The 24,857-nt window shown below is 56.3% G+C and carries 25 protein-coding genes, 3 tRNA genes and 1 pseudogene; 14 read left to right on the top strand and 15 right to left on the bottom strand.

Annotated features, from left to right (window positions below):
• Window positions 1–167: 167 nt before the first annotated feature.
• A tRNA-Asp gene (locus tag ACR0BF_RS11725) sits at window positions 168–244 on the bottom strand.
• Window positions 245–289: 45 nt separating this feature from the next.
• Window positions 290–366, bottom strand: a tRNA-Asp gene (locus ACR0BF_RS11730).
• 181 nt (window positions 367–547) lie between these two features.
• Here ACR0BF_RS11730 and ACR0BF_RS11735 point away from each other — a divergent pair.
• Window positions 548–622: transfer RNA gene (locus ACR0BF_RS11735), tRNA-Val, on the top strand.
• Between the two features lie 138 nt (window positions 623–760).
• Here ACR0BF_RS11735 and lon read toward each other — a convergent pair.
• The 3 genes from lon to ACR0BF_RS11750 form a co-directional block, all read right to left on the bottom strand.
• Window positions 761–3,169 carry an endopeptidase La gene (gene lon / locus ACR0BF_RS11740; RefSeq protein ID WP_480537778.1) on the bottom strand — a complete coding sequence of 803 codons (2,409 nt, stop codon included), beginning with the start codon at window positions 3,167–3,169 and terminating at the stop codon, window positions 761–763.
• A 279-nt stretch (window positions 3,170–3,448) separates the two neighbouring features.
• On the bottom strand, window positions 3,449–4,579 hold the full coding sequence (gene tgt / locus ACR0BF_RS11745; RefSeq protein ID WP_480516881.1) for a tRNA guanosine(34) transglycosylase Tgt: 1,131 nt from the start codon (window positions 4,577–4,579) through the stop codon (window positions 3,449–3,451).
• A gap of 62 nt (window positions 4,580–4,641) precedes the next feature.
• Entirely contained in the window at window positions 4,642–5,553 is a 912-nt protein-coding gene (locus ACR0BF_RS11750) for a nucleoside hydrolase (protein WP_480624962.1), read from the bottom strand.
• Between the two features lie 175 nt (window positions 5,554–5,728).
• Between ACR0BF_RS11750 and ACR0BF_RS11755 the strand changes: the two genes are divergently transcribed.
• The 3 genes from ACR0BF_RS11755 to ACR0BF_RS11765 all read left to right on the top strand — a co-directional run bounded on the left by ACR0BF_RS11755 (window position 5,729) and on the right by ACR0BF_RS11765 (window position 7,354).
• Entirely contained in the window at window positions 5,729–6,619 is an 891-nt protein-coding gene (locus ACR0BF_RS11755; protein ID WP_480472533.1) for an SPFH domain-containing protein, read from the top strand.
• A complete protein-coding gene (locus tag ACR0BF_RS11760; protein ID WP_480516877.1) occupies window positions 6,619–6,897 on the top strand; it encodes an NfeD family protein in 279 nt (92 codons plus the stop codon). The genes ACR0BF_RS11755 and ACR0BF_RS11760 overlap by 1 nt, the downstream gene beginning before the upstream one ends.
• Window positions 6,898–6,991: 94 nt before the next feature.
• Complete coding sequence (locus ACR0BF_RS11765) at window positions 6,992–7,354, top strand: SUF system Fe-S cluster assembly protein (protein ID WP_209504059.1); 363 nt, start codon at window positions 6,992–6,994, stop codon at window positions 7,352–7,354.
• A 230-nt stretch (window positions 7,355–7,584) separates the two neighbouring features.
• Here the strand turns inward: ACR0BF_RS11765 and ACR0BF_RS11770 are convergent, their stop codons facing one another.
• On the bottom strand, window positions 7,585–8,001 hold the full coding sequence (locus ACR0BF_RS11770) for a hypothetical protein (protein WP_480624963.1): 417 nt from the start codon (window positions 7,999–8,001) through the stop codon (window positions 7,585–7,587).
• Between the two features lie 142 nt (window positions 8,002–8,143).
• On the opposite strand from ACR0BF_RS11770, the gene ACR0BF_RS11775 reads away from it, so the two are divergent.
• Window positions 8,144–8,509 carry a HesB/IscA family protein gene (locus ACR0BF_RS11775; protein WP_480476725.1) on the top strand — a complete coding sequence of 122 codons (366 nt, stop codon included), beginning with the start codon at window positions 8,144–8,146 and terminating at the stop codon, window positions 8,507–8,509.
• Window positions 8,510–8,657: 148 nt separating this feature from the next.
• Entirely contained in the window at window positions 8,658–9,407 is a 750-nt protein-coding gene (gene tpiA / locus ACR0BF_RS11780; protein WP_480624964.1) for a triose-phosphate isomerase, read from the top strand.
• A gap of 9 nt (window positions 9,408–9,416) precedes the next feature.
• Here tpiA and ACR0BF_RS11785 read toward each other — a convergent pair whose 3' ends face one another.
• The 7 genes from ACR0BF_RS11785 to ACR0BF_RS11815 all read right to left on the bottom strand — a co-directional run bounded on the left by ACR0BF_RS11785 (window position 9,417) and on the right by ACR0BF_RS11815 (window position 16,811).
• Window positions 9,417–9,863, bottom strand: coding sequence for a nucleoside deaminase (locus ACR0BF_RS11785; protein ID WP_480624965.1), 447 nt, complete (start codon window positions 9,861–9,863; stop codon window positions 9,417–9,419).
• 65 nt (window positions 9,864–9,928) lie between these two features.
• A complete protein-coding gene (locus tag ACR0BF_RS11790; protein WP_480472525.1) occupies window positions 9,929–10,240 on the bottom strand; it encodes a DMT family transporter in 312 nt (103 codons plus the stop codon).
• Window positions 10,241–10,392: 152 nt separating this feature from the next.
• Window positions 10,393–11,769, bottom strand: coding sequence for a TRAP transporter large permease (locus ACR0BF_RS11795; RefSeq protein ID WP_480624966.1), 1,377 nt, complete (start codon window positions 11,767–11,769; stop codon window positions 10,393–10,395).
• Window positions 11,769–12,446 carry a TRAP transporter small permease gene (locus tag ACR0BF_RS11800; RefSeq protein ID WP_209504065.1) on the bottom strand — a complete coding sequence of 226 codons (678 nt, stop codon included), beginning with the start codon at window positions 12,444–12,446 and terminating at the stop codon, window positions 11,769–11,771. Before ACR0BF_RS11800 ends, ACR0BF_RS11795 begins: the two co-directional genes overlap by 1 nt.
• Window positions 12,447–12,562: 116 nt before the next feature.
• On the bottom strand, window positions 12,563–13,564 hold the full coding sequence (locus tag ACR0BF_RS11805) for a DctP family TRAP transporter solute-binding subunit (RefSeq protein ID WP_209504066.1): 1,002 nt from the start codon (window positions 13,562–13,564) through the stop codon (window positions 12,563–12,565).
• 287 nt (window positions 13,565–13,851) lie between these two features.
• On the bottom strand, window positions 13,852–15,081 hold the full coding sequence (locus tag ACR0BF_RS11810; RefSeq protein WP_480624967.1) for a sigma-54-dependent transcriptional regulator: 1,230 nt from the start codon (window positions 15,079–15,081) through the stop codon (window positions 13,852–13,854).
• Window positions 15,078–16,811: a sensor histidine kinase gene (locus tag ACR0BF_RS11815; protein ID WP_480603787.1), complete on the bottom strand. Its 1,734-nt coding sequence runs from the start codon at window positions 16,809–16,811 to the stop codon at window positions 15,078–15,080. Before ACR0BF_RS11815 ends, ACR0BF_RS11810 begins: the two co-directional genes overlap by 4 nt.
• Window positions 16,812–16,857: 46 nt before the next feature.
• On the opposite strand from ACR0BF_RS11815, the gene ACR0BF_RS11820 reads away from it, so the two are divergent.
• Window positions 16,858–18,039 (top strand): cytochrome P450, encoded by a 1,182-nt coding sequence (locus ACR0BF_RS11820; RefSeq protein ID WP_480472513.1) that lies wholly within the window; start codon window positions 16,858–16,860, stop codon window positions 18,037–18,039.
• A gap of 45 nt (window positions 18,040–18,084) precedes the next feature.
• On the opposite strand, the gene ACR0BF_RS11825 is transcribed toward ACR0BF_RS11820, so the two are convergent.
• A complete protein-coding gene (locus tag ACR0BF_RS11825; protein ID WP_480472511.1) occupies window positions 18,085–18,567 on the bottom strand; it encodes an Lrp/AsnC family transcriptional regulator in 483 nt (160 codons plus the stop codon).
• A 174-nt stretch (window positions 18,568–18,741) separates the two neighbouring features.
• Here ACR0BF_RS11825 and cobA point away from each other — a divergent pair.
• From cobA to infC, 7 genes and pseudogenes are all read left to right on the top strand, one after another.
• Window positions 18,742–19,488: pseudogene (gene cobA / locus ACR0BF_RS11830) on the top strand (uroporphyrinogen-III C-methyltransferase); the annotation flags it as partial.
• Window positions 19,488–19,802: a DUF2849 domain-containing protein gene (locus tag ACR0BF_RS11835; RefSeq protein WP_480472509.1), complete on the top strand. Its 315-nt coding sequence runs from the start codon at window positions 19,488–19,490 to the stop codon at window positions 19,800–19,802. The pseudogene cobA and the gene ACR0BF_RS11835, both read left to right, overlap by 1 nt.
• Before the next feature lie 65 nt (window positions 19,803–19,867).
• Window positions 19,868–21,532 (top strand): nitrite/sulfite reductase, encoded by a 1,665-nt coding sequence (locus tag ACR0BF_RS11840; protein WP_480624968.1) that lies wholly within the window; start codon window positions 19,868–19,870, stop codon window positions 21,530–21,532.
• Window positions 21,522–22,283, top strand: a complete 762-nt coding sequence (locus tag ACR0BF_RS11845) for a phosphoadenylyl-sulfate reductase (RefSeq protein ID WP_480553372.1) — start codon at window positions 21,522–21,524, stop codon at window positions 22,281–22,283. Before ACR0BF_RS11840 ends, ACR0BF_RS11845 begins: the two co-directional genes overlap by 11 nt.
• Window positions 22,280–22,687: a DUF934 domain-containing protein gene (locus ACR0BF_RS11850; protein WP_267365587.1), complete on the top strand. Its 408-nt coding sequence runs from the start codon at window positions 22,280–22,282 to the stop codon at window positions 22,685–22,687. The genes ACR0BF_RS11845 and ACR0BF_RS11850 overlap by 4 nt, the downstream gene beginning before the upstream one ends.
• 107 nt (window positions 22,688–22,794) lie before the next feature.
• Window positions 22,795–23,628, top strand: coding sequence for a ferredoxin--NADP reductase (locus tag ACR0BF_RS11855; protein WP_209504075.1), 834 nt, complete (start codon window positions 22,795–22,797; stop codon window positions 23,626–23,628).
• A 245-nt stretch (window positions 23,629–23,873) separates the two neighbouring features.
• Window positions 23,874–24,335 carry a translation initiation factor IF-3 gene (gene infC, locus ACR0BF_RS11860; RefSeq protein WP_480481680.1) on the top strand — a complete coding sequence of 154 codons (462 nt, stop codon included), beginning with the start codon at window positions 23,874–23,876 and terminating at the stop codon, window positions 24,333–24,335.
• A gap of 22 nt (window positions 24,336–24,357) precedes the next feature.
• Here the strand turns inward: infC and ACR0BF_RS11865 are convergent, their stop codons facing one another.
• Window positions 24,358–24,852 carry a hypothetical protein gene (locus tag ACR0BF_RS11865; RefSeq protein ID WP_480624969.1) on the bottom strand — a complete coding sequence of 165 codons (495 nt, stop codon included), beginning with the start codon at window positions 24,850–24,852 and terminating at the stop codon, window positions 24,358–24,360.
• Window positions 24,853–24,857: the final 5 nt, after the last annotated feature.

A 24,857-nucleotide genomic window follows, 5' to 3' on the forward strand; every position in this document is an offset into this window, starting at 1 on the left:
CCAACAAACAAGTGGTTAAGAGATAGGCGAGCCAGACCAAGACTCCAACAGAAAAGTTAGAACATTTAGTGAACAGTCGAAATTTCGCCGATTAGAACCTGCAATGATCAATGGATTGGAAAAGGTGCCCGTAAAGGCGCAACCGTTGATCTGATTGAGGAGGAAAATGGCGCGGTTGACGGGGCTCGAACCCGCGACCCCCGGCGTGACAGGCCGGTACTCTAACCAACTGAGCTACAACCGCGCATCTATTTTCGTGGCCTTTTGCCTGGACCAAGGATGGCAGCGATGGCGCGGTTGACGGGGCTCGAACCCGCGACCCCCGGCGTGACAGGCCGGTACTCTAACCAACTGAGCTACAACCGCCCGCTGCATGTTCATTGCTGAACGTTTGGGTGTATTATGGCTACGCTCGGGCAGCGTCAAGCGGCGTTTTCAAGTTTTTTGTCAGATTCCAGAATTTTGTATACGGCGCGATTTTTTGCGGATGCCGCAGGTTCTATTTCCCTTGCAGCCAACCTTCGGGAAAGATATCACCCCGTCCCATGGGTGATTAGCTCAGTGGTAGAGCGCTTCGTTCACATCGAAGATGTCAGCGGTTCAAATCCGTTATCACCCACCATTTTCCAGAGCACACCGATGCCCAAAATGAAACGCTGGTTTCATGCAGCGTCTTGGCGCTGCATGGTGCGGTCTTCACTACATCCCTCAACAAAAAAGGCGAAGCTATTGCTTCGCCTTTTGTTGACCCACCAAAGACTTAATGCGCGGTCGCGGAAGGTCCGGTATTACCGGGCGACGCGGCAGCCGCTGCTGCGGCCTCTTCCGCGGCTTCGTCCCATTCGATCGGTTCCGGTTTACGCACCAAAGCATGTTCCAGAACTTCCGAGACATGTTTGACCGGGATGATCTTCAGCCCTTCTTTGACGTTGTCCGGGATATCCGCCAGATCCTTTTCATTCTCTTCCGGGATCAAAACGGTCTTTATCCCACCACGCAACGCGGCCAGCAGTTTTTCTTTCAAACCACCAATCGGCATCGCATTCCCGCGCAGTGAGACTTCGCCGGTCATAGCAATGTCTTTCCGAACCGGAATACCGGTCAGAACCGAGACAATCGACGTGACCATGGCCAGACCAGCCGATGGGCCATCCTTGGGTGTCGCGCCATCCGGCACGTGAACGTGAATGTCGATCTTGTCAAACTGCGGCGGCTTTACCCCGATCTGAGGTGAAATCGAACGCACATAGGACGAAGCGGCGTCGATGGATTCCTTCATCACATCGCCCAGCTTACCGGTCGTCTTCATCCGCCCTTTGCCGGGCAGTTTCAACGCTTCGATATGCAACAGGTCGCCACCCACTGACGTCCAGGCAAGACCGGTGACAACACCAACCTGATCGTCCTGCTCGGCCAGGCCATAACGGAATTTCGGCACACCCAGGAAATCTTGCAGGTTTTCGGGTGTGACCTTAACGGTTTCCGCGTCCTTCTTGATGATCTTGGTCAGCGACTTGCGCGCAACCTTGGCGATTTCACGTTCAAGGTTCCGTACGCCCGCCTCACGGGTATAGGTGCGGATGATCTTTTGCAGCGCCTCATCGGTCAGTTCGAATTCCTTGGCTTTCAAACCATGGTTCTTGACCTGTTTGCTGATCAGGTGCTGCTTGGCGATCTCACGCTTTTCGTCCTCGGTGTAACCGGCCAACGGGATGATCTCCATCCGGTCAAGCAGGGGCCCGGGCATGTTGTAGCTGTTCGACGTGGTCAGAAACATCACGTTGGACAGGTCATATTCAACCTCAAGATAATGGTCCATGAACGTGTTGTTCTGTTCGGGGTCCAGCACCTCAAGCATCGCTGATGCAGGGTCACCCCGAAAATCCTGTCCCATCTTGTCGATTTCATCCAACAAAATCAGCGGGTTCGTGGTCTTCGCTTTCTTCAACGCCTGAATGATCTTGCCGGGCATCGAGCCAATATAAGTCCGACGATGGCCCCGGATCTCGGATTCGTCGCGAACACCACCCAATGAGATGCGAATGAACTCGCGCCCGGTTGCCTTCGCAACCGACTTACCCAGCGAAGTCTTACCCACGCCCGGAGGACCGACAAGGCACAGAATCGGCCCTTTCAGCTTTTTCGAGCGCTGTTGAACCGCAAGGTATTCAACGATCCGTTCCTTGACCTTCTCAAGCCCATAATGGTCGGCGTCCAGAATCTCCTGCGCGCGGCCCAGATCCTTTTTGACACGGGACTTGGTGCCCCAAGGCAGAGCAAGAATCCAATCCAGATAGTTGCGCACAACTGTGGCTTCGGCCGACATGGGCGACATGTTCTTGAGCTTCTTAAGCTCACCCTCGGCCTTTTCCCGCGCTTCTTTCGACAGCTTGGTCTCGGCGATTTTGGCTTCCAGTTCAGCAACTTCGTTGCTGCCGTCCTCACCATCGCCAAGTTCCTTCTGAATGGCCTTCATCTGCTCATTCAGATAATATTCACGCTGCGTCTTCTCCATCTGGGATTTGACGCGGGTCTTGATCTTCTTCTCGACCTGCAGAACAGACATCTCGCCCTGCATCAGGCCATAGACCTTCTCAAGCCGCTCGCTGACGCTGAGGGTTTCCAGAAGCTCCTGCTTTTGTTCGACTTCTATGCCCAGATGCCCGGACACAAGGTCGGCCAGCTTCGCAGGCTCGGTGGTATCGCCTACTGCGGTCAGTGCCTCTTCGGGGATGTTCTTGCGCACTTTGGCGTAACGCTCGAACTCATCCGCGACAGTGCGCAACAGCGCTTCGGTCGTGGTGACGTCGCCGGGAATTTCGGTCAGGTATTCCGCGCGGGCTTCGAAAAACTCTTCGTTTTCCAGAAACTCGGTGATCTGAACGCGCGCCTGCCCCTCGACCAGCACTTTCACCGTGCCATCGGGCAGCTTCAGAAGTTGCAGCACATTGGCCAAAACGCCGGTGCGGTAGATGCCTTCTTCATCCGGATCGTCAACGCCGGGATCGATCTGGCTGGACAACAGAATTTGCTTGTCATCCTGCATCACCTCTTCCAGCGCGCGGACCGATTTGTCACGGCCTACGAAAAGCGGCACGATCATATGTGGGAACACCACAATATCGCGCAGCGGCAGGACGGGGTAGGAGGAATTCAGAGGCTCTTGCATGCTCTATCCTTATCGTTGGCAAGACGGAACTTGTCCCTCATCGAGGCAACATTTGTCCGTCTCCTGTCTTGGACGATAAAGGTGGGGCCTCATCGCCCATTTTCAACCTTACCGCCATGTATCACCAATCAGAATGAACCGAGGTTTGGCGGACTGCAAGGCGTGCCGGGAACATATCCACCAAAATAGTAGGATACGCCCCGGTCTTGCGCGATCAGTCGCCAGAAAACAGCCCGGCTGCGCAGAACTGGCAGATTTCTTCCTGGAGAGGGCAAAATATCACAGCGGTTCGATATCCCCCTGCGCGCGTTGCGCGTGGAAATCGGCCTGCCAGGCTTCGAACGCACCATCCGCAATCGCGTCGCGCATGCCGGCCATGATCTCCTGAAAATAATGCAGGTTATGCCATGTCAGCAACATGCCAGAGATCATCTCATTCGCGCGGAACACGTGGTGCAGGTAGGCGCGGGAATAATTCGAACAAGCCGGGCAAGTGCAGTGTTCGTCCAGCGGCCGCGGATCGTCTGCGTGACGGGCATTCTTGATGTTCACCACGCCGTAGCGGGTGAAAACCTGCCCTGTACGCCCAGACCGCGAGGGCAACACGCAGTCCATCATGTCGATCCCGCGGGCAACAGCACCGACGATATCGTCGGGCTTGCCGACGCCCATCAGATAGCGCGGCTTGTCCGATGGCAGGAAATCGGGGGCATAATCGAGGCAAGAGAACATGGCCTCTTGCCCTTCGCCGACCGCCAGGCCACCAACTGCGTAGCCTTCGAAACCGATAGATTTCAACGCCTCGGCGCTTTCTTCGCGCAGGTCTTTTTCCAACCCACCTTGCATAATGCCAAAAAGCGCATGCCCCGGACGATCGCCAAACGCATCGCGCGACCGTTCCGCCCAACGCATCGACAGGCGCATCGACTCGGCAATGCGGTCACGATCCGCTGGCAGCGCAGGGCATTCATCGAAACACATGACAATGTCCGAGCCCAACAGGCGCTGGATCTCCATGGATCGTTCCGGCGTCAATTCGTGCTTTGACCCGTCGATGTGGGATTTGAAGGTCACGCCCTTTTCAGTCAGCTTGCGCAAACCGGCCAGCGACATGACCTGAAATCCGCCGGAATCTGTCAGAATGGGCCGATCCCAGTTCATGAACTTGTGGAGTCCACCCAGTCGATCAATACGCTCAGCGGTCGGGCGCAGCATCAGGTGATAAGTGTTCCCCAGCAGGATGTCTGCCCCCGTCGCGCGAACGCTTTCCGGCATCATCGCCTTGACCGTTGCCGCAGTGCCAACCGGCATAAAGGCAGGCGTTCGCACGTCGCCGCGCGGTGTGCTGATCACTCCGGTCCTGGCTTTGCCGTCTGTTGCCTTCAGATCAAAAGAAAACTGTTGGGTCATGTCATCCCTCGGGTCGCCGAACCGGGCAGGCTTTGCCCGATCCGTTTGGTCTTTGCAACCCGTCAGGGTAGCGAGGCAACACGGTCTGTAAACAGTTGAACAACCCCTGCCCCGTCCACGTCGCGGCAGACCCGAACTACGGGACGTTCCGGATCAGGTCGCGTTGCCCCCTTCTGGTCGCCTTCGGTGACAACCCGCAGACCCGTTTCGACCATGTCAAACATGGCACCATGAGAACAAGCGATCACAGCCGTCGAATCGTGCAGGCCGCAGCCTTCCAGACCACCGACGTCCTTGTAGAACTTCAGGTAAAAGCGAGAGATATCGCGCAGAAAGGACCCCATATCAGGTGATCGCATTGCCAGGCTTTCGAAATCCGCAGTCTCGTAGAGCGTTTTCAGCGTGACATCCAAACCGACAAGAACGGTTTCCGGCGGCGTGGCAAAGACCTCTTCAGCGGCAATCGCATCATGATAGATGTTGGCCTCAGCATGTACTGTAATATTACCCGGGCAGTACACCGCCCCGCCCATTATAACCAAACGCCCCAGATTGTCGGCGAATTCCGGATCCAGACGAATGGCGTTGGCGATGTTGGTTAGAGGGCCCACGGCGCAAACCACCAGCTCTTTCTTGTGGGTTCGTGCCATGTCGACCAGAAATTCAGCAGCTGACAGGGCGTGGTTACTTCCAATCTCGGGAATGTCAGTCAGGTCACCGAATCCTTCGGGACCATGCACATGTTCGGATGGCGAATGTGTATCGGCACCCAATGCAACGGCAGCCCCTTCCGCGACAGGCAGATCCAGACCCAGTTTATCAAGCAGGAACCGGGCATTGCGGCTGGATTGATGTACACGCGTGTTTCCAAACACCGTGGTCAGGCCGATCAGCTCGATCTCGGGTGCTGCAGCGGCATAGGCGATTGCCATGGCATCATCGATGCCAGGATCTGTATCGATTATCAGTTTCATCCCCGCCCGATACCGCAAACAATTAGGGATGCAAAGCGGTCACAGCACGATTTTTCGATACAGCGTTTCATTATCGAGGCATTTGCATGGGACTGCTTTCCCCTCATACCAGAGTTGAAATCGAGCGACTCAATCGCCACATGTATACTATAGTACACAAAAACAAGAGGACAGTATGACCGAAGACCAAATCATCGGATTGCTTTCGTCAAACATCATTTACCTGCTGGCCGCGGTGCTGGTAATTGTTATCATTTTCAAGGGCATCAAGATTGTACCTCAGTCCGAAAAATACGTGGTAGAACGGTTTGGGCGCCTGCATTCCGTGCTTGGCCCCGGCATCAACTTTATCGTTCCGCTGCTGGACATTGCGCGCCACAAGATCTCGATCCTGGAACGCCAACTGCCAAACGCGACGCAGGACGCAATCACCAAGGACAACGTTTTGGTGCAGATCGATACATCGGTCTTCTACCGTATTCTCGAACCTGAAAAGACGGTCTACCGAATCCGCGACGTTGATGGCGCGATTGCTACCACTGTCGCCGGGATCGTTCGCGCCGAGATCGGTAAAATGGATTTGGATGAGGTCCAGTCGAACCGGTCCCAACTGATCACGCGTATTCAGGAAAGCGTTGAAACCGCTGTCGATGACTGGGGCATCGAAGTCACCCGCGCCGAGATTCTGGACGTAAATCTGGATCAGGCCACCCGTGACGCCATGCTGCAACAGCTGAACGCCGAACGCGCCCGTCGTGCGCAGGTGACAGAAGCCGAGGGCAAAAAGCGCGCAGTCGAGCTGCATGCCGACGCCGAGCTTTATGCGGCGGAACAAACCGCCAAGGCGCGGCGCATTCAGGCCGAAGCCGAAGCTTATGCCACAGGTGTGGTCGCCAAGGCCATTCAGGATAACGGCATTGAAGCGGCCCAGTATCAGGTTGCCTTGAAGCAGGTTGAAGCTCTGAATGCGCTTGGAAACGGTACTGGCAAGCAAACTATTGTTGTGCCTGCCAACGCACTGGAAGCCTTTGGTGACGCATTCAAGATGTTAAAAGGAGGAAAATGATGGCAGACCCCTTCTGGTTGACCTGGTGGATCTGGCTCGCCGCCGCATTGGCGCTGGGTATCCTTGAGATTGTCCTGCCAGGGTTCATTTTTCTGGGCTTTGCAATCGGGGCCGCAGTCACGGGCCTTATCCTTGCCGTATCCGGTATGGCTCTGTCTTTGAATGTGTTGGCGTTGATCTTCGCAGTGATGTCACTGATTGCGTGGCTTGTTTTGCGGAAACTGTTTGCATTGCCGCAAGGTCAGGTCAAAACCTTCAACCACGACATCAACGACTAAATTGCCGCGGCGCCCCAATCGGCGCCGCCGCCCTACTGGACGCTGTTGCGGCTATTCCCTATATAATCACTCAGGCAACTGACCCGAGGCAAAGATGACCCACCCGAGCGAACAGTTTGAAGGCACACCGCTGATTGCGCCGTCAACCATTGAGCACCCCCTGTACGAGCCCGTGGTCGAGGCGTGCCGCACGGTCTATGACCCGGAAATCCCCGTGAATATCTATGACCTCGGCCTGATCTACACGATCGACATTTCCACGGACAACGCGGTGAAGGTGATCATGACGCTGACAGCCCCCGGATGCCCGGTTGCCGGCGACATGCCCGGATGGATCATGGAAGCGATCGAGCCTGTTGCAGGCGTCAAAGAGGTCGACGTGGAACTGACCTGGGAGCCACCCTGGGGTATGGAGATGATGTCAGACGAAGCACGTCTGGAACTGGGATTTATGTAGGCACCGGCCACAGTTTCCCAGCTATTTGTCACAAAACATTGGTGTTTTTGTTACCTGTTCGTGCTGTCCCTGTCACAATGATACGGGAAAAGACCTGCGGACGGCACCAATCGGTATCGTACCTCGGGCCAGACATGATTTGACCGCCCCCCGAGTTCCGGCCCAGAAACACGGACCGTTCTTGCCCGAGAACGGTCCTTTTCATATCCAGATCACCTAACGACGGGTGATCAGTTCAAATTGCAGGTCTTTTTGATTTCCGCAGATCTGGCATCCAGTTGAATGATGTAGTCCCCCGATAGCATTTGCAGCCTTTTGTGTTCCGTTCCTGTGACCAGCCCCAAAAGTGCCCCGGCAGGAGTAATGGCGGCAACACTTTCCAACTGTTGGTCCTGCGCGTGCTTTTTCTCAGTCGCGATGGCGCGCAGATCGCCCTCGGCGGTCGCGCAGTTTACCGGATGCCTCTCTCCATCATTGGCGGCCACCGCATCATCCGGAACAAACAAAAGAACTGCAATGGTAAGTATCGCTCCCAACAAGACTGGATTAAAAATTGCCTTTAATCTCTTCACAATATTATCCTTTCCGATGTTTCCATAATGCGAACCGTTTTGGAGATTGACCAGCTTAAACCTATTCAGCTCCACGGTTTAACGGTCGGGTGTTTTCAGCGAACCCTTACTGTATGCCGGGTTGTTTCATCCTGATAAAACTCTTTATAACACACCGTCTTGAGCCTTGGCCCCCTGAGCCCTAGATTAAATGCAACGCGCGACAACGGAGACTTACATGTTCGGCATTCCCGGCAAACAGGCTGTGACCATGACGCCCAAAGCCGCAGAGCAAATTACCCGCCTGATGAACTCGGGTGGCCACGTCGGCTTGCGCATTGGCGTAAAGAAAGGCGGCTGTGCGGGCATGGAATATACCATGGAATATGTCGATCAGGCCGATCCACACGACGAAGTCGTTGAACAGGATGGTGCACGCGTCATGATCGCACCAATGGCGCAGATGTTTCTGTTCGGGACTGAAATCGATTACGAGGTGTCGTTGCTGGAATCAGGTTTCAAGTTCAGGAACCCGAATGTCGTCGACGCTTGCGGTTGCGGTGAATCCATCAAATTCGATGAGAGCATCGTGCAGAAATCCTAGTTTGCGCCGGGTAATCCTGTGACACGGTCCCGACCGAACGCCGTGTGTCGATCAAAGCGCACGAACCCACCCAATCCGTGGAATTGTAAGATCGTGCCGACAATGCTATCCGCATCCTAAATCATCGAATAATCTGGGAGATACGGGTATGCGGCGCAAGCTTGCGGCAGGAAACTGGAAAATGAACGGAACTGGTGCTGCGCTGAGCGAGCTTGAAGCACTGTGCAAGTCCCACCCAGATGCTTCTGTCGATATCCTGATCTGCCCTCCGGCAACATTGCTCAGCCGCGCGGCAGCCACCGTACGCGGGTCAGCAGTCACAGTTGGCGGGCAGGATTGCCACGCGGCAACCGCAGGCGCGTATACAGGCGACATCAGCGCTGAGATGCTGCTGGACGCGGGCGCGACAACAGTCATCCTGGGTCATTCCGAACGGCGCGTGGACCATGAAGAACATGACGAGGATATACGCGCCAAGGCCCGTGCTGCGATGGATGCGGGGTTAAAAGCGATCATTTGCGTTGGCGAAAGCCTGGAACAGCGCGAGGCGGCCAATACGCTCGACATAATCGGCGGTCAGATGTCGGGGTCGATCCCGGATCAGGCAACCGGCGAGAACCTGATTATTGCCTATGAACCGATCTGGGCCATAGGCACTGGCAAGGTTCCAACACTTGATGAGATCGGAGAGGTTCACGACTTCATCCGCGCCCGGCTAGAGCGTCGCTTTGGCGAAGGAGTGGGTCGCTCTGTCCGTTTGCTTTATGGCGGGTCGGTCAAACCCTCCAACGCGGCGGAAATCTTTGCGGTTTCAAATGTCGATGGTGCGCTTGTGGGCGGCGCCAGCCTGAAGGCCGGGGATTTCACGGGCATTATTCAGGCGCTGGAGAGCGTCTAGGTTTCGCCTTTACTCGGCAATATCTTCCGCCCAAAGCTCTGGCTTTTCTTCGATGAACCGCTGCATCAGTGCGATGCAGTCGGGATCGTTGGCTATCACCACCTCGACGCCGCGGTCGCGCAGGAAGTCTTCGTTGCCACCAAAATTCTGGGTATCGCCGATCACCACTCGCGGGATACCAAACTGAACGATAGTGCCGGAACACATCATGCAAGGTGACAAAGACGTGTAAAGAACCGTATCCCGATAGGTTTTCTGACGTCCGGCTTTGCGCAAAGCATCCATTTCCCCATGTGCGATCGGATCGCCGCCCTGCACACGTTGATTGCGCCCTTGTGAAACAATATCGCCACCCCGCGCCAGAACTGACCCGATTGGGCATCCACCTTCATCAAACCCGGCTTTTGCCTCGTCATAAGCCACGCGCAGCAGGCGCTTGTCGGTCTCGGTCAGCATTCCGGTCTCCATTTCCCGTGTTTTCCGAACCCTGCCCAAGCAAAATGGCTTGGTCAATAAAACGCTCACGCTAGCTTCATCAGGATAAGACCTGACACGATCAGAAGAGCCGCCAGAATCCGCGCAGGGCTAAGGGCTTCGCCCAGAAACAGGATACCTACACAGAACGCCCCCACAGCCCCGATACCGGTCCAGATGGTATAAGCCGTGCCCAACGGCAGGTCGCGCATCGCCAGCGCCAACAGGCCGAAAGAGCCGATCATCGAAAGACCCATCAAGGCAGTAGGCCACAATCGGGTGAAACCAGCCGATTGCTTCATGGCTACAGCCCAGACGATTTCCAACAAGCCAGCAAAAAGAAGAAAGATCCAGGGCATATTACGACCTCGTATTCGTTCGGGTCGTCCCGAAAGATGTCCCATTGTGGGGAGGTCGTCCTCTGAACCCTAGTTAAGCACTTGATGCCGGGGTTCAAGATACGAAAAGCCGGGCGGTCGAAACCGCCCGGCTGCGTACATTGTCAAACCACCTAATTGGTTATGATTTCCGGCCCCATGAAGGTGTTGGGCAGGAAGGTCGATATCCACGGAATATACGTCACCATAATCAGGAAGACGAAGAGAACGGCAAGGAACGGCAGCGCTGCCCTCACAACGCTCATCATCGGCATTCCCGCAACGCCCGAAGTTACGAACAGGTTCAGACCGACCGGAGGCGTGATCATCCCGATCTCCATGTTCACCACCATGATGATGCCCAGATGGATCGGATCAATGCCCAACTCGATGGCAATCGGGAACACCAGCGGTGCAACGATCACCAGCAGGCCCGACGGCTCCATAAACTGACCACCGATCAGCAGGATCACGTTCACAACGATCAGGAACGCCACCGGCCCTAGCCCTGCGCTCAGCATCGCCTCGGCGATGTGCTGCGGAACCTGTTCGTCTGTCAGAACATGCTTAAGGATCAGCGCGTTGGCGATCACGAACAACAGTGTCACCGTCAGCTTGCCCGCCTCGAACAGAGTATGCTTGGTATCCGGGTGAAAGAACGCCGTGACCAATGCGTAAGGTTTTTTCAGAAGCGGCAGGTTCGGTGCGTCCCCTTCCGTACTCAGCGGCCCCATGTCCTTGTAAACGAAACTGGCGATGAAGAAGGCATAGACGGCAGCAACAGCGGCAGCCTCAGTCGGGGTAAAGATACCCCCATAAATGCCACCCAGAATGATAACGATCAGGAACAGGCCCCAACCGGCCTCGCGAGCCGAGGTAAAGACCTCACCCCACCCCTTCCATTCACCCTTGGGCAGGTTCTTGACCTTTGCCATGACATAGATGGTGATCATCAGCATGAAGCCAGCCATCAGACCGGGAATAACGCCAGCCAGGAACATGCGCCCAACCGAAACTTCGACGGCGGCGGCATACACAACCATCACGATGGACGGAGGGATCAGGATGCCCAGCGTACCCGCGTTACAGATCACACCGGCAGCGAACTCTTTGGAATACCCAACCTGGCGCATACCTGCGATGACGATCGAACCGATAGCTACAACCGTGGCCGGGGACGATCCTGAAAGCGCGGCAAACAGCATACAAGCAAACACACCCGCAATCGCCAGACCGCCGGGCAGATGCCCCACGCAAGCAATCGAGAATCGGATGATCCGACGCGCTACGCCGCCTGTCGTCATGAAGGACGAGGCGAGAATAAAGAACGGGATCGCCAAAAGGGTGAAATGCCCCTCGAACGCCTCGAACAGCGTGCCTGCGACAGAAGCCAGCGAACTGTCGGAATAGATCAGCAGGAACAGGGTCGAGCTGAGGCCAAGTGCAACCGCAATCGGAACCCCGATCAGCAGCAGGCCGATGACCATCGAGAAAAGAAGGATAACGTCCATCAGTCATGCACCCCTTGTTGTGCGCGGACTTCCTCAATCTCGTCCTCGACTTCGTGGCTGGCGACAAGGCGATCGGTCTCACCACGCCAGATTTGAACGGCGACCTGCGTAAACCGGATCACCAGCAGCAGCATGGATACAGGCAGAACCAGGTAAGGTACGACCTTGGGCAGTTTTTCATACCCCTCGCCATAGTTGATCAGGTCTTCCAGAAAGCGCAGCGGCGCAACCATGGGGATGTCGTCCACCTCGTAGAAACTCTGGCTGCGTGCGCCGAAATCAAACCCGGTCGGGAACCAGCGGCCCGATGTTGGCGGCAGATCTGCAAAGACGGCCCAATAATCATATGCCCCCTTGAGCATCAGCAGCGAAAACACCAGACAGCATCCGACCGAGACTAACGCCATTAGACGCCTCGGTGCTGGCGCTAGCATGTTTAGGATTGCATCCACGCCCAGATGAGCATGTTTCTTGACCGCGTAAGACGCGCCCAGCAGCACCAGCCAGCCAAACGTGAACACTGTCAACTCAAGCGCCCATAGGATATTGGAATTAAAGACAAACCGCGCGATCACGTTGGCAAATGTAACGACCGTCATAAGGCCCAAAAGCAACGCGATCAGAGTTTCTTCGATATGGTCGATCAGCCCGCCCTGGCCGGAGTTCGCACCAGACATCTTTCAGTCCCCGCATTTTATTGAAGAGAGAGTTGAGAATGGGGCGGGCCATTTCAGCCCGCCCGGCCTGCGCGTCGAATACTCCCCAGTCCCCGGACGCGCGGTCTTTGACCGGATCAGAAGCCGGCGTTGATGGCCTGTGCCGCGTCGATCTTGTCCTGACCCACGTCACCGGCGAATTTGTCCCAAACCGGTTTCATCGCGTCGACCCAGGCCTGACGCTGTTCAGGGGTCAGTTCACGGATGACGCCGCCCGCATCGATGATCGACGCTTTGGCCGCTTCGTTCACAGCAAAGGCTTCTTTGTTCCGGGTCTCGGTAACTTCGGCCAGAATGGTCAGGAACTGATCCCGCACCGCCGGATCAAGACTGTCCAGCCAATCCACCGATGTCACGACCAGATAGTCGATGATGCCGTGGTTGGTTTCGGTGATACCGTCCTGCACCTCAAAGAACTTCTTGCCGTAGATGTTCGACCAGGTGTTCTCCTGCCCGTCCACCACGCCCTGTTGCAGCGCGCCATACACTTCCGAGAACGCCATTTTTTGCGGGCTGCCACCAATGGCCTCCATCTGAGCCACCAGCACATCTGACGACTGCACGCGGAATTTCAAACCGTTTGCATCCGACGGATCAACCAAAGCCTTGTTGGCCGACATCTGCTTCATGCCGTTGTGCCAGAACGCCAGCCCTTGCAAGCCGCGGCGCTGCATGCTGTCTTTCATCGCCTGCCCCTCGGCCGAGGCCTGGAACGCGTCTACAGCGTCGACGTTCTTGAACATGAACGGCAGGTCAAACAGGCGGAACTGTTTGGTGAACTTCTCGAACTTCGACAGCGAGGGCGCTGCCAGTTGCACGTCGCCCTGCAACATCGCTTCGAGAACTTTGTCGTCGTTGTAGAGCGTCGAGTTCGGGTAGACCTCGACACACATCGTGCCGTTCATTTCGTCGTTGACCCGCTGCTCCAGCAGCGATGCCGCGATGCCCTTGGGGTGTTTGTCGGTGTTCGTCACATGCGCGAACTTAACGACGATTTCACCTTCGTCGCATGCAGCCATACCAGCCGTTGCGGTTACAGTCAGAGCAAGCGCAGTTGCTGCCGTTGTCAGAAGCTTCATCTGATATCCTCCCAGAGTTCCTTGAAACTTGCAGTCGACGCCGGGTAAGCGCCGTATGGCGTGCAGTGAAGCGACTCAGGGTAAAGCACACAACTTTTGACTGCGATTGCGGAAAGTGTCTGATTACATGTTTAATACCAAAGTTTTACAGCTTTGTTGGTTCGGGTTCTGCGCTTCACAGTCCCGAGCCGTGCGAAAACTCGCACATCCTCAGTGCGGCTTGTGCGGAATTCCGCACATATTCCGAATCACTTCATTCGAATCAGAAGTGCCAATCCAGTTCCCGCTCATCTGCGGTAATCCTCGGGACGAATCTGATAGCGCGCCAGCTTGTCGTAAAAGGTCTTGCGCGGCAGCTTCAGCGCCTTGGCCGCATCTGACGCTTTTCCATTGTGGCGGCCCAAAGCTGCAATCAATAGTGACCGCTCGACCCGCGCCATCTGTTCGCTCAACCCCAGATCCGTTGCTTGTGTAACCTCCTCGGGCATTCCAAGAACAAACCGCATCGCTGCTGACATCAGCGAACGGGCGTTGCCCGGCCAGTCGCTGGCCATCAAGGCCGCGAGATGTTCGGACGAAATCTCGGGAATTGCGATGCCAGCCTGTTCGGCCGCTTGCGCCACATAGTGGCGAAAAATCACCGGAATGTCGTCGGGGCGTTCCGCCAATGATGGAACACGCACCCGCATCACATCCAAACGATAGAACAGATCTGCGTTAAACCGCCCTTCCGAACTTAACGCGGATAGGTCGGCGGTTGTTCCTCCAATAATACGCCCCCCCGGACCGCGCTCGATGATCTCCAACGCCGCAAACTGCGTGGCTTGGGGCATGGCGGACACTTCGTCCAGAAACAGGGAACCACCCACGGCATCGCCGCAGCTTTGGGCAAGATCATCGGGGCTTAGGCTTGAAGCCGGACGTTTGACAAAAGGCCCCTGACCAGCGGGCGACATCAGGTGAACCACTTCGGCAACTTTGGATATGCCGCTGCCCGGCGGGCCGGTAACAAGAACTTCGGCCCCAGTCGGTGCAACAGTTCGCACACGATCCCGCAGTGCCTCGGCTTGCGGAGACAGACCAAACAGCAAACGTGCGGCCGGATCCCCCCTTTCAAGTTCAGATTTCAGGGCGCGCTGTTCCAAAACCTGAGTGCGGGCCGCGAATGCGCGTTCAAGAACGTCCATCAGGTCAGACGCAGCGCATGGTTTCTCCAGAAAATCGAACGCGCCTTTTCCCATGGCTTCCACGGCCATTGGGATATCGCCTTCTCCGGTCAAAAGGATCACCGGAAGCTCGGGGTCGATATCCCGAGCATAGGTCAGCAGATGGAAACCATCCCGCCCGGGCATTCGGATGTCCGAAATAATCACACCGGGGAAATCCCGCCGAATATGATCCTTGGCCGCCACAAAAGATCCGGCTGTTGTCGGTGCATAGTCCGCCAGTTCAATGGTTTGCGCCAGTGCCTCGCGAACAGCTGCGTCATCATCGACTAACAGAACCCTGCGCATCATGCAGCCTCTTCTTTTCCATAGGGTTCCAGTTCGACGGTAAACACTGCGCCATCAGCTGTGTTTGCCCCGCGAATTTCACCCCCAAAGCTTTGAACCAGACCATATGATATTGAAAGGCCGAGCCCCAGACCTTCAGAGGATCCTACGCTTTTTGTCGAATAAAACGGCTCGAACACACGGTCGGGGTCTTCAATCCCCGGGCCGGTATCCCGCACAGAAACGCGCAACCGGTCTTCTTCGTGCATCACAATCGAAATGTGCCGTTTGGGTCGCCCCAGCATCGCATCCGCCGCGTTATTGATCAGATTAACAAAGACCTGCACCAAGCGGACTTCACCCCCCCAAACATAAACCGCAGACTGTCCCGGTTCCCATTCCAGCGTCACATCATCGTCACGCAAACGGGTTTCGGTCAACTCGACGGCGGTTTTCAGAACCTGCACCAGATCGACCCGGCCCATTGGTTCGCTTTCGTTGCGGGCAAACGCGCGCAGATTCTTGATGATCCGGGCCATGCGGGCGGCCATTTCCGAAATACGCCCAAGGTTTTCGCTGGCCCTGTCGCCTTTGCCGCGTTCAAGAAAGGCCGTGCCATTGTCCGCGAATTGCTGGATTGCCATCAAGGGTTGGTTGAGTTCGTGGCTGATCCCCGCCGACATTTGCCCCAATGCGCTGAGTTTACCTGCCTGCACCAGTTCGGCCTGCGCTTTTTTCAGGGCTGCTTCGGCCTCCTGACGTTCTGCAACTTCGCGGCGTAACGCAGTGTTCGCTTGGGTCAATGCACGGGTACGCTGCGCCACCCGGCTTTCCAGAACCATGTTGGCATTAGCCAGCGTCCGTCGCCGCTCCATGGCAAGATACAGCATGGCACCAAACGCCAAACAGATCGCTGCGACCGCCGCCGCCTGCAACCCCGCAAGTCGCCGGGCCGGAGCCACGTCCACCAAAACCTCGGCGGTCATATCGATCACAGGCAGTTCAAGCGTTAGGTGCAACGCATCGCGTGGCAAATACCGCCCCCAGTTCAGCCGCCACAATTCATGCTGGCCGACCCGCGTCGCTGCAAAATCCACCGACGCACCTTCTGGCGGTGTCAGCCCGGACTGGCCAGCCTCGCGGCTCCAGAACAGCAAGTCTGATCGGTTCGAGATGAAGACGACACCGTCAGAATCAACAAAGAACACGGCTTCGGTACTGCCCCGCCAGGTTTGTTCAATGTCCTGGACGTCGGCAACCACCATCACCGCACCTTCGACTTGCCCGGACGGGGCAAAGGCCGGAGCGGCATAGGAGTATATCCGGTCGCCACTCTCTGGAACCACCTCATGCGCGGTACCCACCGCACCCTGCATGGCGCGCCTGAACGCTGGATGTGCGGACATATCTCGCTGTGCCACTGGCTGTGCGGTGACCAGAACCCGACCGCTGCGATCCAGATACATCATGTTGACGGCCGCTGTCTTGTCGGCGACGTCCAGCAACATCGCTTGCGCGTCATGTATTTGTGTCGGTGTATCCAACGCGTGCAAGGCGGGATGTGTCGCCATCAGAACCGCCAGTTCCTGATAGACCTGCATCTGGGTACTGAGCCGATCCGCCGCCAGTTCAAGGTCAGCTTCGGCCTTGTCACTTAGCTGAGACAGCGCCTGACGATAACCATAAGACCAAACAAAACTCGATAACAGCCCGACAGCGGACAAAAAACCGACAATGATCCAAACTCTCTGCATAGACAGGGTCTTGCATTCAACGCGGCTCGTGGCAAGTGTGCGTCGCATGAAGTCATTCTCGCAATCCCCGACAGATCCGGGTTTCGTTCAGAACCCCTACCCTTTCTATGATCATGCCCGCACTGCTGGTGATCTGTTCTATTGGCGCGACTACAATATGGTTGCTGCAACGTCCTGTCAGGCGGTGCGGACACTTCTTCGCGACCGCCGGTTTGGGCGGGAAGTTCCGCCTGAATGCGCGACACAGGGCCCTGCCCATCTGGCCCCCTGGCTGGCTATCGAAGCCCACTCGCTGCTTGAAGCTGAACCCCCGCGACATACCCGCCTGAGAGCGCTTGTCATGCGCGCTTTCACGTCGCGGGAAATTTCTGCATTGCAGCCTTCCATTGAATCGCTATGCCACAGTCTTATCGAGACGTTTCCGAATACACCTTTCGACCTGTTGAGTGCCTATTGCACGCAGGTCCCGGTGAGAACCATCTGCCGACTGCTGGGCGTTCCCGAAGACATGGCACCCAACCTGTTGCAGTGGTCGCATGACATGGTCGCCATGTATCAGGCCAACCGGACGCAGGCGACCGAGGATAAGGCGGCCAAGTCGTCTCAGGAGTTCACGGATTTCCTGTTGGGATACATTAACCAGCGACGCAATGATCCCCGTGACGATTTGATCACCCGGCTTATCAGCGCCGAGGAAGAAGGTGAAAAGCTGACCATCGACGAGTTGGTCGCAACATGCATCTTGCTGCTGAATGCAGGTCACGAAGCAACTGTGCATTCGCTGGCGAACGGTGTGAAAACTCTGTTGCAAACTTATACCAGCCCCGGCGTTCTGGCACCGGACCAGATCGACGCAACGATTGAAGAAATTCTGCGCTATGACCCGCCTTTGCACATGTTCACACGTTATGCGTATGAAGACGTTGACATATTTGGGCATTCGTTCAGGCGCGGTGATCAGGTCGCACTATTGCTTGGCGCTGCAAACCGCGACCCTGCTGTCTGGGATGAACCCGAAAGGTTTGTTCCGACGCGCTCGATTGAGGTCAACACAAGTTTTGGCGGAGGCATCCACTTCTGCGTCGGCGCCCCTTTGGCAAGGTTGGAAATGCGCATAGCCCTGCCCATTCTGTTCAATAGCTGCCCGAACCTGCGGCTCGCTACAGAGCCAACCTATTCAGACAGCTATCACTTCCATGGTTTGGAACGGTTAATGGTTCAGGTCTGACCTGTATAAGGCGCGGCTCGATCCGGCGTTGGAAGCACCTGCCTTTTACGCCCCTTCAACCAATGCGTTGAGGGGAAGCATCGTTGTGGACTTGATTTCTTCCATCGACAAAAGCGCGGTCACGTTGTGCACTCGCACCTCCGATATCAGCGACTGGTAGAATTGATCATAGGCGCGCGCGTTCTTGACCCGAACCTTGAGTATATAATCAATGTCACCTGCCAGCCGATGCGCCTCTTGCACCTCGGGGTGATCACGCAACGCCTTAAGGAACTTGCGCTGCCACTCAGCCTCGTGTTCCGATGTGCGGATCAAAACAAAGAAAGTCGCTTCAAACCCGAGCGCTTCGGCATCCAGCAAAACCGTTTGCTGACCTATTATTCCTGCACTCTTGAGCTTGCGTATACGATTCCAGACAGGCGTCTTTGAACTGCCGACCCGAGCCGCTATTTCGTCCAGTGACTGCCCTGCATCGCGTTGCAGCTCGGCCAGAATTTTCCGATCCGTATCATCTATCCGCACCGACATTCCAATTTTCCTTCCACATCGAAGTTTTCGTTCCAAAATTTATCATTGATGGAACATTTGTCCTTATTTGAGCGTCCATATGGCGCTTTGGTGGGAATATTTCCTATATTGAGGGTCAAGTCAAACCACACCCGAGATGATCCAATGCAGGACGTTCGCACAACAGGCCCCAAAGGACATGTCGACTTTGTCGGCGCAGGTCCGGGCGACCCCGAGTTGCTGACGCTCAAGGCGCTGACCGCGTTTGAGCGGGCTGATGTTGTGCTGCATGACCGCCTTATCAGTGAACCCGTTCTGGACATAGCCGGTCAAAGCGCCGCCTTGGTTGATGTCGGCAAAGCCGGGTTCGGCCCATCCTGGAAGCAAAGTGATATTGACGCGCTTTTGGTCGAATATGCCCTGAATGGTAACCGCGTGGTCCGCCTGAAGTCCGGTGATCCCACTGTCTTTGGCCGTCTGGATGAAGAGATCGAGGCCGTCGAGGCGGCTGGCATTTCGTGGCAGATCGTTCCTGGTATCACAGCGGCCTCTGCCGCAGTGGCTGTCATCGGCCAAAGCCTGACTCAACGCGGTCGAAATTCCTCGGTGCGGTTCCTGACCGGGCACGACATGAAAGGTTTTGCCGATCATGACTGGAATGCCCTGGCACGGGCTGGTTCGGTTGCTGCGATCTATATGGGCAAGAAATCTGCCCGCTTTATCCAGGGTCGCCTGATCATGCATGGCGCCGATCGCGCCACCCCTGTCACGCTGGTCGAAAACGCCTCGCGCCCGAACCAACGGATACTGTCCACCACACTGGATCAACTGCCCGCCGACCTGGCCGCCGCCGAATTGGACGGACCGGCCCTGACATTCTATGGCCTTGCCCCGCGCGAAGCGGCGCAGGCCGTAACCGAATTCAATAAGGAGCTTGCCTGATGGCCCGCGCTTTTACCCCCAAAGTCGTCACCGCAAATGATTTGCTGGTAGGTGACGTCATTTACCAGACCGAAGATGACAGTTGGACACGTGATCTGTCCCAAGCGGAACTGATCACTGACGAAGCACATGCACAGGTGCGTCTGCTGGATGCGGCGCGTCAGGCAAATAAAGTCGTTGGCGCCTATCTGGCCGATGCCGTTGCTGGCAAGAACGGCCCCGAGCCCACCCATTTTCGGGAAGATTTCCGCCGGACTGGTCCGTCCAACTATGCCCACGGCAAACAGGAAACTTCCCCGCAGCCCCGGGCCTGACCTCTGGCCATATCTCTCCCCTTCAAGGCCCCTAGGTTCGGGGCTGCAAACAAGGACAGCTAGACATGTATCGCTACTCCGAGTTCGACACAGCATTTTTGGCAGAACGTAACGCGCAGTTCCGCGCCCAGGTCGAGCGTCGCATTGACGGCTCGTTGACCGAAGACGAATTCAAGCCGCTGCGCCTGATGAATGGGCTGTACCTGCAACTGCACGCCTACATGCTGCGTGTCGCCATTCCCTATGGCACGCTGAACAGTGCGCAGATGCGTCAACTGGCGCTGCTGGCCGAGAAGTGGGACAAAGGCTATGGCCATTTCACCACGCGTCAGAACATCCAGTACAACTGGCCAAAGCTGAGCGACGTGCCGGATATGCTGGACGCGCTGGCCGAGGTTGGCATGCACGCCATACAGACCTCGGGCAACACCATTCGCAACGTGACCGCCGACCACTTTGCTGGTGCCGCCGCGGATGAGGTCGCTGATCCCCGCCCTTACGCCGAATTGCTGCGCCAGTGGTCGACCGACCACCCGGAATTCCAGTTTATGCCGCGCAAATTCAAGATCGCCATCACTGGTAGTGAAAACGACCGCGCCGTGATCAAGGCGCATGACATCGGCCTGCAACTGGTTGAGCGTGACGGCGTTCTTGGCGCGCGCGTCATTGTTGGTGGTGGCCTTGGCCGTACGCCCATGATCGGCAAGGAACTGTCCGAGTTCGTCGCCTTTGACGACCTGCTGGCCTATCTGGAAGCCACCGTTTCCGTATGGAACCAGATTGGTCGCCGCGACAACAAGTACAAAGCACGTATTAAGATCACCGTGCACGAACATGGCATCGACTCTATCCGCGCCAAGGTCAACGAACGTTTCCTGAAGGTCCGCCCGCAGTTCAAAGGCGCGGACATGAACCTGCTGGAAGAGATCAAGGACCACTTTGCACCGCCTGCATTCCGCCAAGCTTCGGTCGCATCGTTTGAAAGCTCCTATACCAACGATCCGGTTTTCCGCTCGTGGGTCGATACCAACATCGCGCCGCACAAGGACGCGGACCATGCGATTGTCACGATCTCGATCAAAAAGCATGGGGCAACGCCGGGCGATGCAACTGCCGAGCAAATGCGCGTGATGGCCGATCTGGCCGAAGGGTTCGCCTATGACGAGCTGCGCATCAGCCACGAGCAGAACGTGATCCTGCCGCATGTCCACAAATCGGACCTGCCCGCGATCCACGCCAAGCTGAAGGAATACGAACTGGCAACCGCCAATATCGGTCTGATCAGCGATATCATCGCCTGCCCCGGCATGGATTATTGCGCGCTGGCGACGGCGCGTTCGATCCCGGTTGCTCAGGAAATTGCGACGCGGTTCGAGGACCTGAAGCTCGAGCATGACATCGGCCACCTGAAGATCAAGATCTCAGGCTGCATCAACGCCTGCGGTCACCACCATGTCGGCCATATCGGCATTCTGGGTCTGGACCGCGCAGGCGTGGAAAACTACCAGATCACTTTGGGTGGCGATGCGACCGAGACTGCGGCGATTGGTGATCGCACCGGTCCGGGCTTTGCCTATGACGAAATCGTTCCTGCCGTTGAGCGCATTGTCGACACCTATCTGAACCAGCGTGCAAGCGCAGAGGAGACATTCCTGGAAACATATCGCCGGGTGGGCATGGCGCCGTTCAAAGACGCCCTCTACCCCGAGGCCCGAGCAAATGCCGCTTGACCTGATCCAGACGGAACTGGGCCGGGACAGACGCGAACTGACTGAACGTGTCGAAGACCTGAATGCCCGGTTCCGGCACCACAGCGCTCATGATGTCATGCATGGTGCAATTGAAGAGATCGATGAGCTTGCTCTGGTCTCGAGCTTTGGTGCGGAATCTGTCGTTCTTTTGCACATGGCGGCGGTGGTGAACAAGGCAACGCCCGTTCTTTTCGTGGACACGCAAATGCTGTTCACCGAAACGCTGGAGTACCAGCAGGAGGTGAGCGAGCGTCTAGGGCTTACCAACATTCGCATCATCCGGGCCGAGGATGCAGAAGTTGAGCGCGAAGACCCATACGGTGCGTTGCGCCTGCGCGACACGGACGCGTGCTGCAACCTGCGCAAGACGTTCCCGCTGCAAAAAGCACTGGTGGGGTTCGATGGCTGGATAACCGGACGCAAGCGATTTCAGGCCGGCACGCGCGCCGCGCTGGAATTCTTCGAGGTCGAGGATGGTACAGGCCGGATCAAGGTCAACCCGCTCGCCCATTGGGCGCCCGAGGATGTGCGGGCCTATATGGAAGAAAACAACCTGCCCCGGCACCCGCTGGTGGCCAAAGGATACCCTTCGATCGGCTGTGCGCCCTGCACCTCGCCGGTCAAAGAGGGCGAAGACCCCCGCGCCGGACGCTGGCGCGACCAAAACAAGGAAGAATGCGGCATCCATTTTGTCGATGGCAAGATGATGCGCGTCGGAGAGAAAACATGAACGTAATCGTAACGGATGAAGGCTTTTCGCCTGATGATTGGACCGACGGCTTTGTCACTCTGGATGACGCCGCCAATGACGTGGTCGCGCTGGACGTCAGTTCCGAGACAGACCCGGACGAACTGTTTGACCGGCTGGGCGGCACCAGGCTGGTTCGGGTAGACTTCCCGTCTTTCGCAGATGGTCGCGGATTTACCATCGCCCGCACATTGCGCCTGAAGGGCTACAAAGGCCGGCTGCGCGCCAAAGGGCATGTGCTTGCCGATCAATACGCCATGGCGCGCCGCAGCGGCTTTGACGAGGTCGAGATCGACGGAGAACTGGCAGACCGCCAACCCGAAGATCAGTGGCTGGCCCGCGCGAACTGGAAAGAGAATAACTATCAGGCCCGCCTGCGCGGCTGATCCCGCGATTGCCAGCCTGTGACGCAAAGGGGGCAATCTGTCCCCTTTTCCTGACTTGGATCAAAGATTAAACGGAGATGTCGGTTTAGCAGACCGGCAGGTAAACGATGACAGAGATGAAGCCCGTGAGCGAAGCAACCGCAGTAAAAGTCCCCGTCCTTCCGGACGCGCAAACCGTAACCGACGTCAAACACTGGACCGACAGCCTGTTTTCTTTCAAGGTGTCGCGCCCGGCCTCGTTGCGGTTCCGCTCGGGCGAATTTGTGATGATTGGTCTGCTGGGTGACAACGGCAAGCCGTTGCTGCGCGCCTATTCCATCGCCTCGCCCTCGTGGGATGAAGAGCTGGAGTTTTATTCGATCAAAGTTCAGAACGGCCCGCTGACGTCGAAATTGCAACATATCAAACCGGGTGATCAGATCATCTTGCGTCCCAAACCGGTTGGCACATTGGTGCATGACGCCCTGCTGCCCGGCAAACGCCTGTGGTTTTTTGCAACCGGCACCGGCTTTGCACCTTTTGCCTCGCTGCTGCGTGAACCACAGACCTATGAGGATTATGACGAGGTCATCATCACCCACACCTGCCGCGAAGTGGCAGAGCTGGAATATGGCCGTCAGCTGATCGACAGCATCCGTCAGGACGAACTGTTGGCCGAACTGATCGGTGAAGGATTTGCCGACAAGATCCGCTATTACCCGACCACCACACGGGAGGAGAGCCCCAAGATGGGCCGCATCACCACCCTTCTTCAGGATGGCACCGTATTTTCCGATCTGGGTATTGATGGCGGCATCAAGCCTGAAACCGACCGTGCAATGGTCTGCGGTTCGCTGGCTTTCAACCTGGATATTAAGGAAATTCTCGAGGGGTTTGGTTTGCGTGAAGGCGCCAACTCGGAACCCAAGGAGTTCGTGATCGAAAAAGCCTTTGTCGGCTAAAGCAACCCTGCGTTCAGGGCTTTGCCGCCCTGAACGCGAAAAACACCGGCAGAAAACAAGTTTTTTCGCATTACCCTGTATTTATGCCGCTTGAAGTGCGGTCTCGCCCGGTTTAAATTCCGGGCTCGAAATTCTGCAATCATCAAAGGAATGAACCCATAGCTCGCAGACCTCACAACGCGCCGCCTCAACGTGAAACCGGCCCGCGCGTAAATGAAAGAATCCGTGCCCCCGAAATTCGGCTGATTGGTGCCGAAGGTGAAAACGTCGGGGTGGTTCATCCCGCCAAAGCCATGCAGATGGCCGCAGATGCAGGTCTTGATCTAGTCGAAATCTCGCCTAATGCGAACCCACCGGTCTGCAAGATCATGGATTTCGGCAAGTACAAGTACGAAACGCAAAAACGCGAAAACGAAGCGCGCAAAAAACAAAAAGTCATCGAAGTGAAAGAGGTCAAATTCCGACCGAACACCGATACGCATGACTATGACGTCAAAATGAAGAACGTCTTTAAGTTTCTGGAAAAGGGCGACAAAGTCAAAGTCACCCTGCGCTTTCGTGGCCGTGAAATGGCACACCAGAACCTGGGTCGCGAATTGCTGGAGCGTGTGGCCGAAGACATCAAAGAGGTCGGCAAGATCGAGAACATGCCGAAGATGGAAGGCCGTCAGATGGTCATGATGATCGGTCCGCTTCCGCATAAGTAATATGCTTTAAAGACCAAAACGATCAAAGCCCCTTCGCTGCCGAAGGGGCTTTTTCTGTACAGGTCGCGCGTCTGCTTCGTAACCAGTTGACCGCATCCCTGAAATCGAAAAGCAGGGAAATTACGTCAACGATCAGAAGCACCCAAAGAAACTTGACAAAAGCAGTGCTCAGGGTCGCATCGGAGAACAATAATAGCGCGACAATGACAACTAGTGGAATCCAGCACAGAATGTGCGGCAAGGCCATCGCGCCACTCATCCCGCGCGCAACCGCCATGATGTGTATGTTCAGCGCCATACCGGTAATCGCCAGAACAGCGATGAGCATCCCTTGTGGCTGATCCAGGAAAGCAAGCGGAACCAGATTAACCGGCACCAATATTACGGCCACCCAGATCTGCACCCAAAGGGGAAGCGCACGGAAACTGCGCCAAATATCCAGCACTATTGATTTCGCCTTTTCAGATACTTCTCCCGCGACATTAACAAATAAGCTGCGGGCGAACAGTGCGCTCACGGTAA

This window comes from Ruegeria sp. AG7 (genome assembly GCF_056541545.1).

Coding starts and splice junctions, on each gene's coding strand:
- lon (WP_480537778.1), bottom strand. CDS start 3,169: ATGCAAGAGCCTCTGAATTCCTCCTACCCCGTCCTGCCGCTGCGCGAT.
- tgt (WP_480516881.1), bottom strand. CDS start 4,579: ATGACCCAACAGTTTTCTTTTGATCTGAAGGCAACAGACGGCAAAGCC.
- ACR0BF_RS11750 (WP_480624962.1), bottom strand. CDS start 5,553: ATGAAACTGATAATCGATACAGATCCTGGCATCGATGATGCCATGGCA.
- ACR0BF_RS11755 (WP_480472533.1), top strand. CDS start 5,729: ATGACCGAAGACCAAATCATCGGATTGCTTTCGTCAAACATCATTTAC.
- ACR0BF_RS11760 (WP_480516877.1), top strand. CDS start 6,619: ATGGCAGACCCCTTCTGGTTGACCTGGTGGATCTGGCTCGCCGCCGCA.
- ACR0BF_RS11765 (WP_209504059.1), top strand. CDS start 6,992: ATGACCCACCCGAGCGAACAGTTTGAAGGCACACCGCTGATTGCGCCG.
- ACR0BF_RS11775 (WP_480476725.1), top strand. CDS start 8,144: ATGTTCGGCATTCCCGGCAAACAGGCTGTGACCATGACGCCCAAAGCC.
- tpiA (WP_480624964.1), top strand. CDS start 8,658: ATGCGGCGCAAGCTTGCGGCAGGAAACTGGAAAATGAACGGAACTGGT.
- ACR0BF_RS11785 (WP_480624965.1), bottom strand. CDS start 9,863: ATGCTGACCGAGACCGACAAGCGCCTGCTGCGCGTGGCTTATGACGAG.
- ACR0BF_RS11790 (WP_480472525.1), bottom strand. CDS start 10,240: ATGCCCTGGATCTTTCTTCTTTTTGCTGGCTTGTTGGAAATCGTCTGG.
- ACR0BF_RS11795 (WP_480624966.1), bottom strand. CDS start 11,769: ATGGACGTTATCCTTCTTTTCTCGATGGTCATCGGCCTGCTGCTGATC.
- ACR0BF_RS11800 (WP_209504065.1), bottom strand. CDS start 12,446: ATGTCTGGTGCGAACTCCGGCCAGGGCGGGCTGATCGACCATATCGAA.
- ACR0BF_RS11805 (WP_209504066.1), bottom strand. CDS start 13,564: ATGAAGCTTCTGACAACGGCAGCAACTGCGCTTGCTCTGACTGTAACC.
- ACR0BF_RS11810 (WP_480624967.1), bottom strand. CDS start 15,081: ATGATGCGCAGGGTTCTGTTAGTCGATGATGACGCAGCTGTTCGCGAG.
- ACR0BF_RS11815 (WP_480603787.1), bottom strand. CDS start 16,811: ATGCAGAGAGTTTGGATCATTGTCGGTTTTTTGTCCGCTGTCGGGCTG.
- ACR0BF_RS11820 (WP_480472513.1), top strand. CDS start 16,858: ATGAAGTCATTCTCGCAATCCCCGACAGATCCGGGTTTCGTTCAGAAC.
- ACR0BF_RS11825 (WP_480472511.1), bottom strand. CDS start 18,567: ATGTCGGTGCGGATAGATGATACGGATCGGAAAATTCTGGCCGAGCTG.
- ACR0BF_RS11835 (WP_480472509.1), top strand. CDS start 19,488: ATGGCCCGCGCTTTTACCCCCAAAGTCGTCACCGCAAATGATTTGCTG.
- ACR0BF_RS11840 (WP_480624968.1), top strand. CDS start 19,868: ATGTATCGCTACTCCGAGTTCGACACAGCATTTTTGGCAGAACGTAAC.
- ACR0BF_RS11845 (WP_480553372.1), top strand. CDS start 21,522: ATGCCGCTTGACCTGATCCAGACGGAACTGGGCCGGGACAGACGCGAA.
- ACR0BF_RS11850 (WP_267365587.1), top strand. CDS start 22,280: ATGAACGTAATCGTAACGGATGAAGGCTTTTCGCCTGATGATTGGACC.
- ACR0BF_RS11855 (WP_209504075.1), top strand. CDS start 22,795: ATGACAGAGATGAAGCCCGTGAGCGAAGCAACCGCAGTAAAAGTCCCC.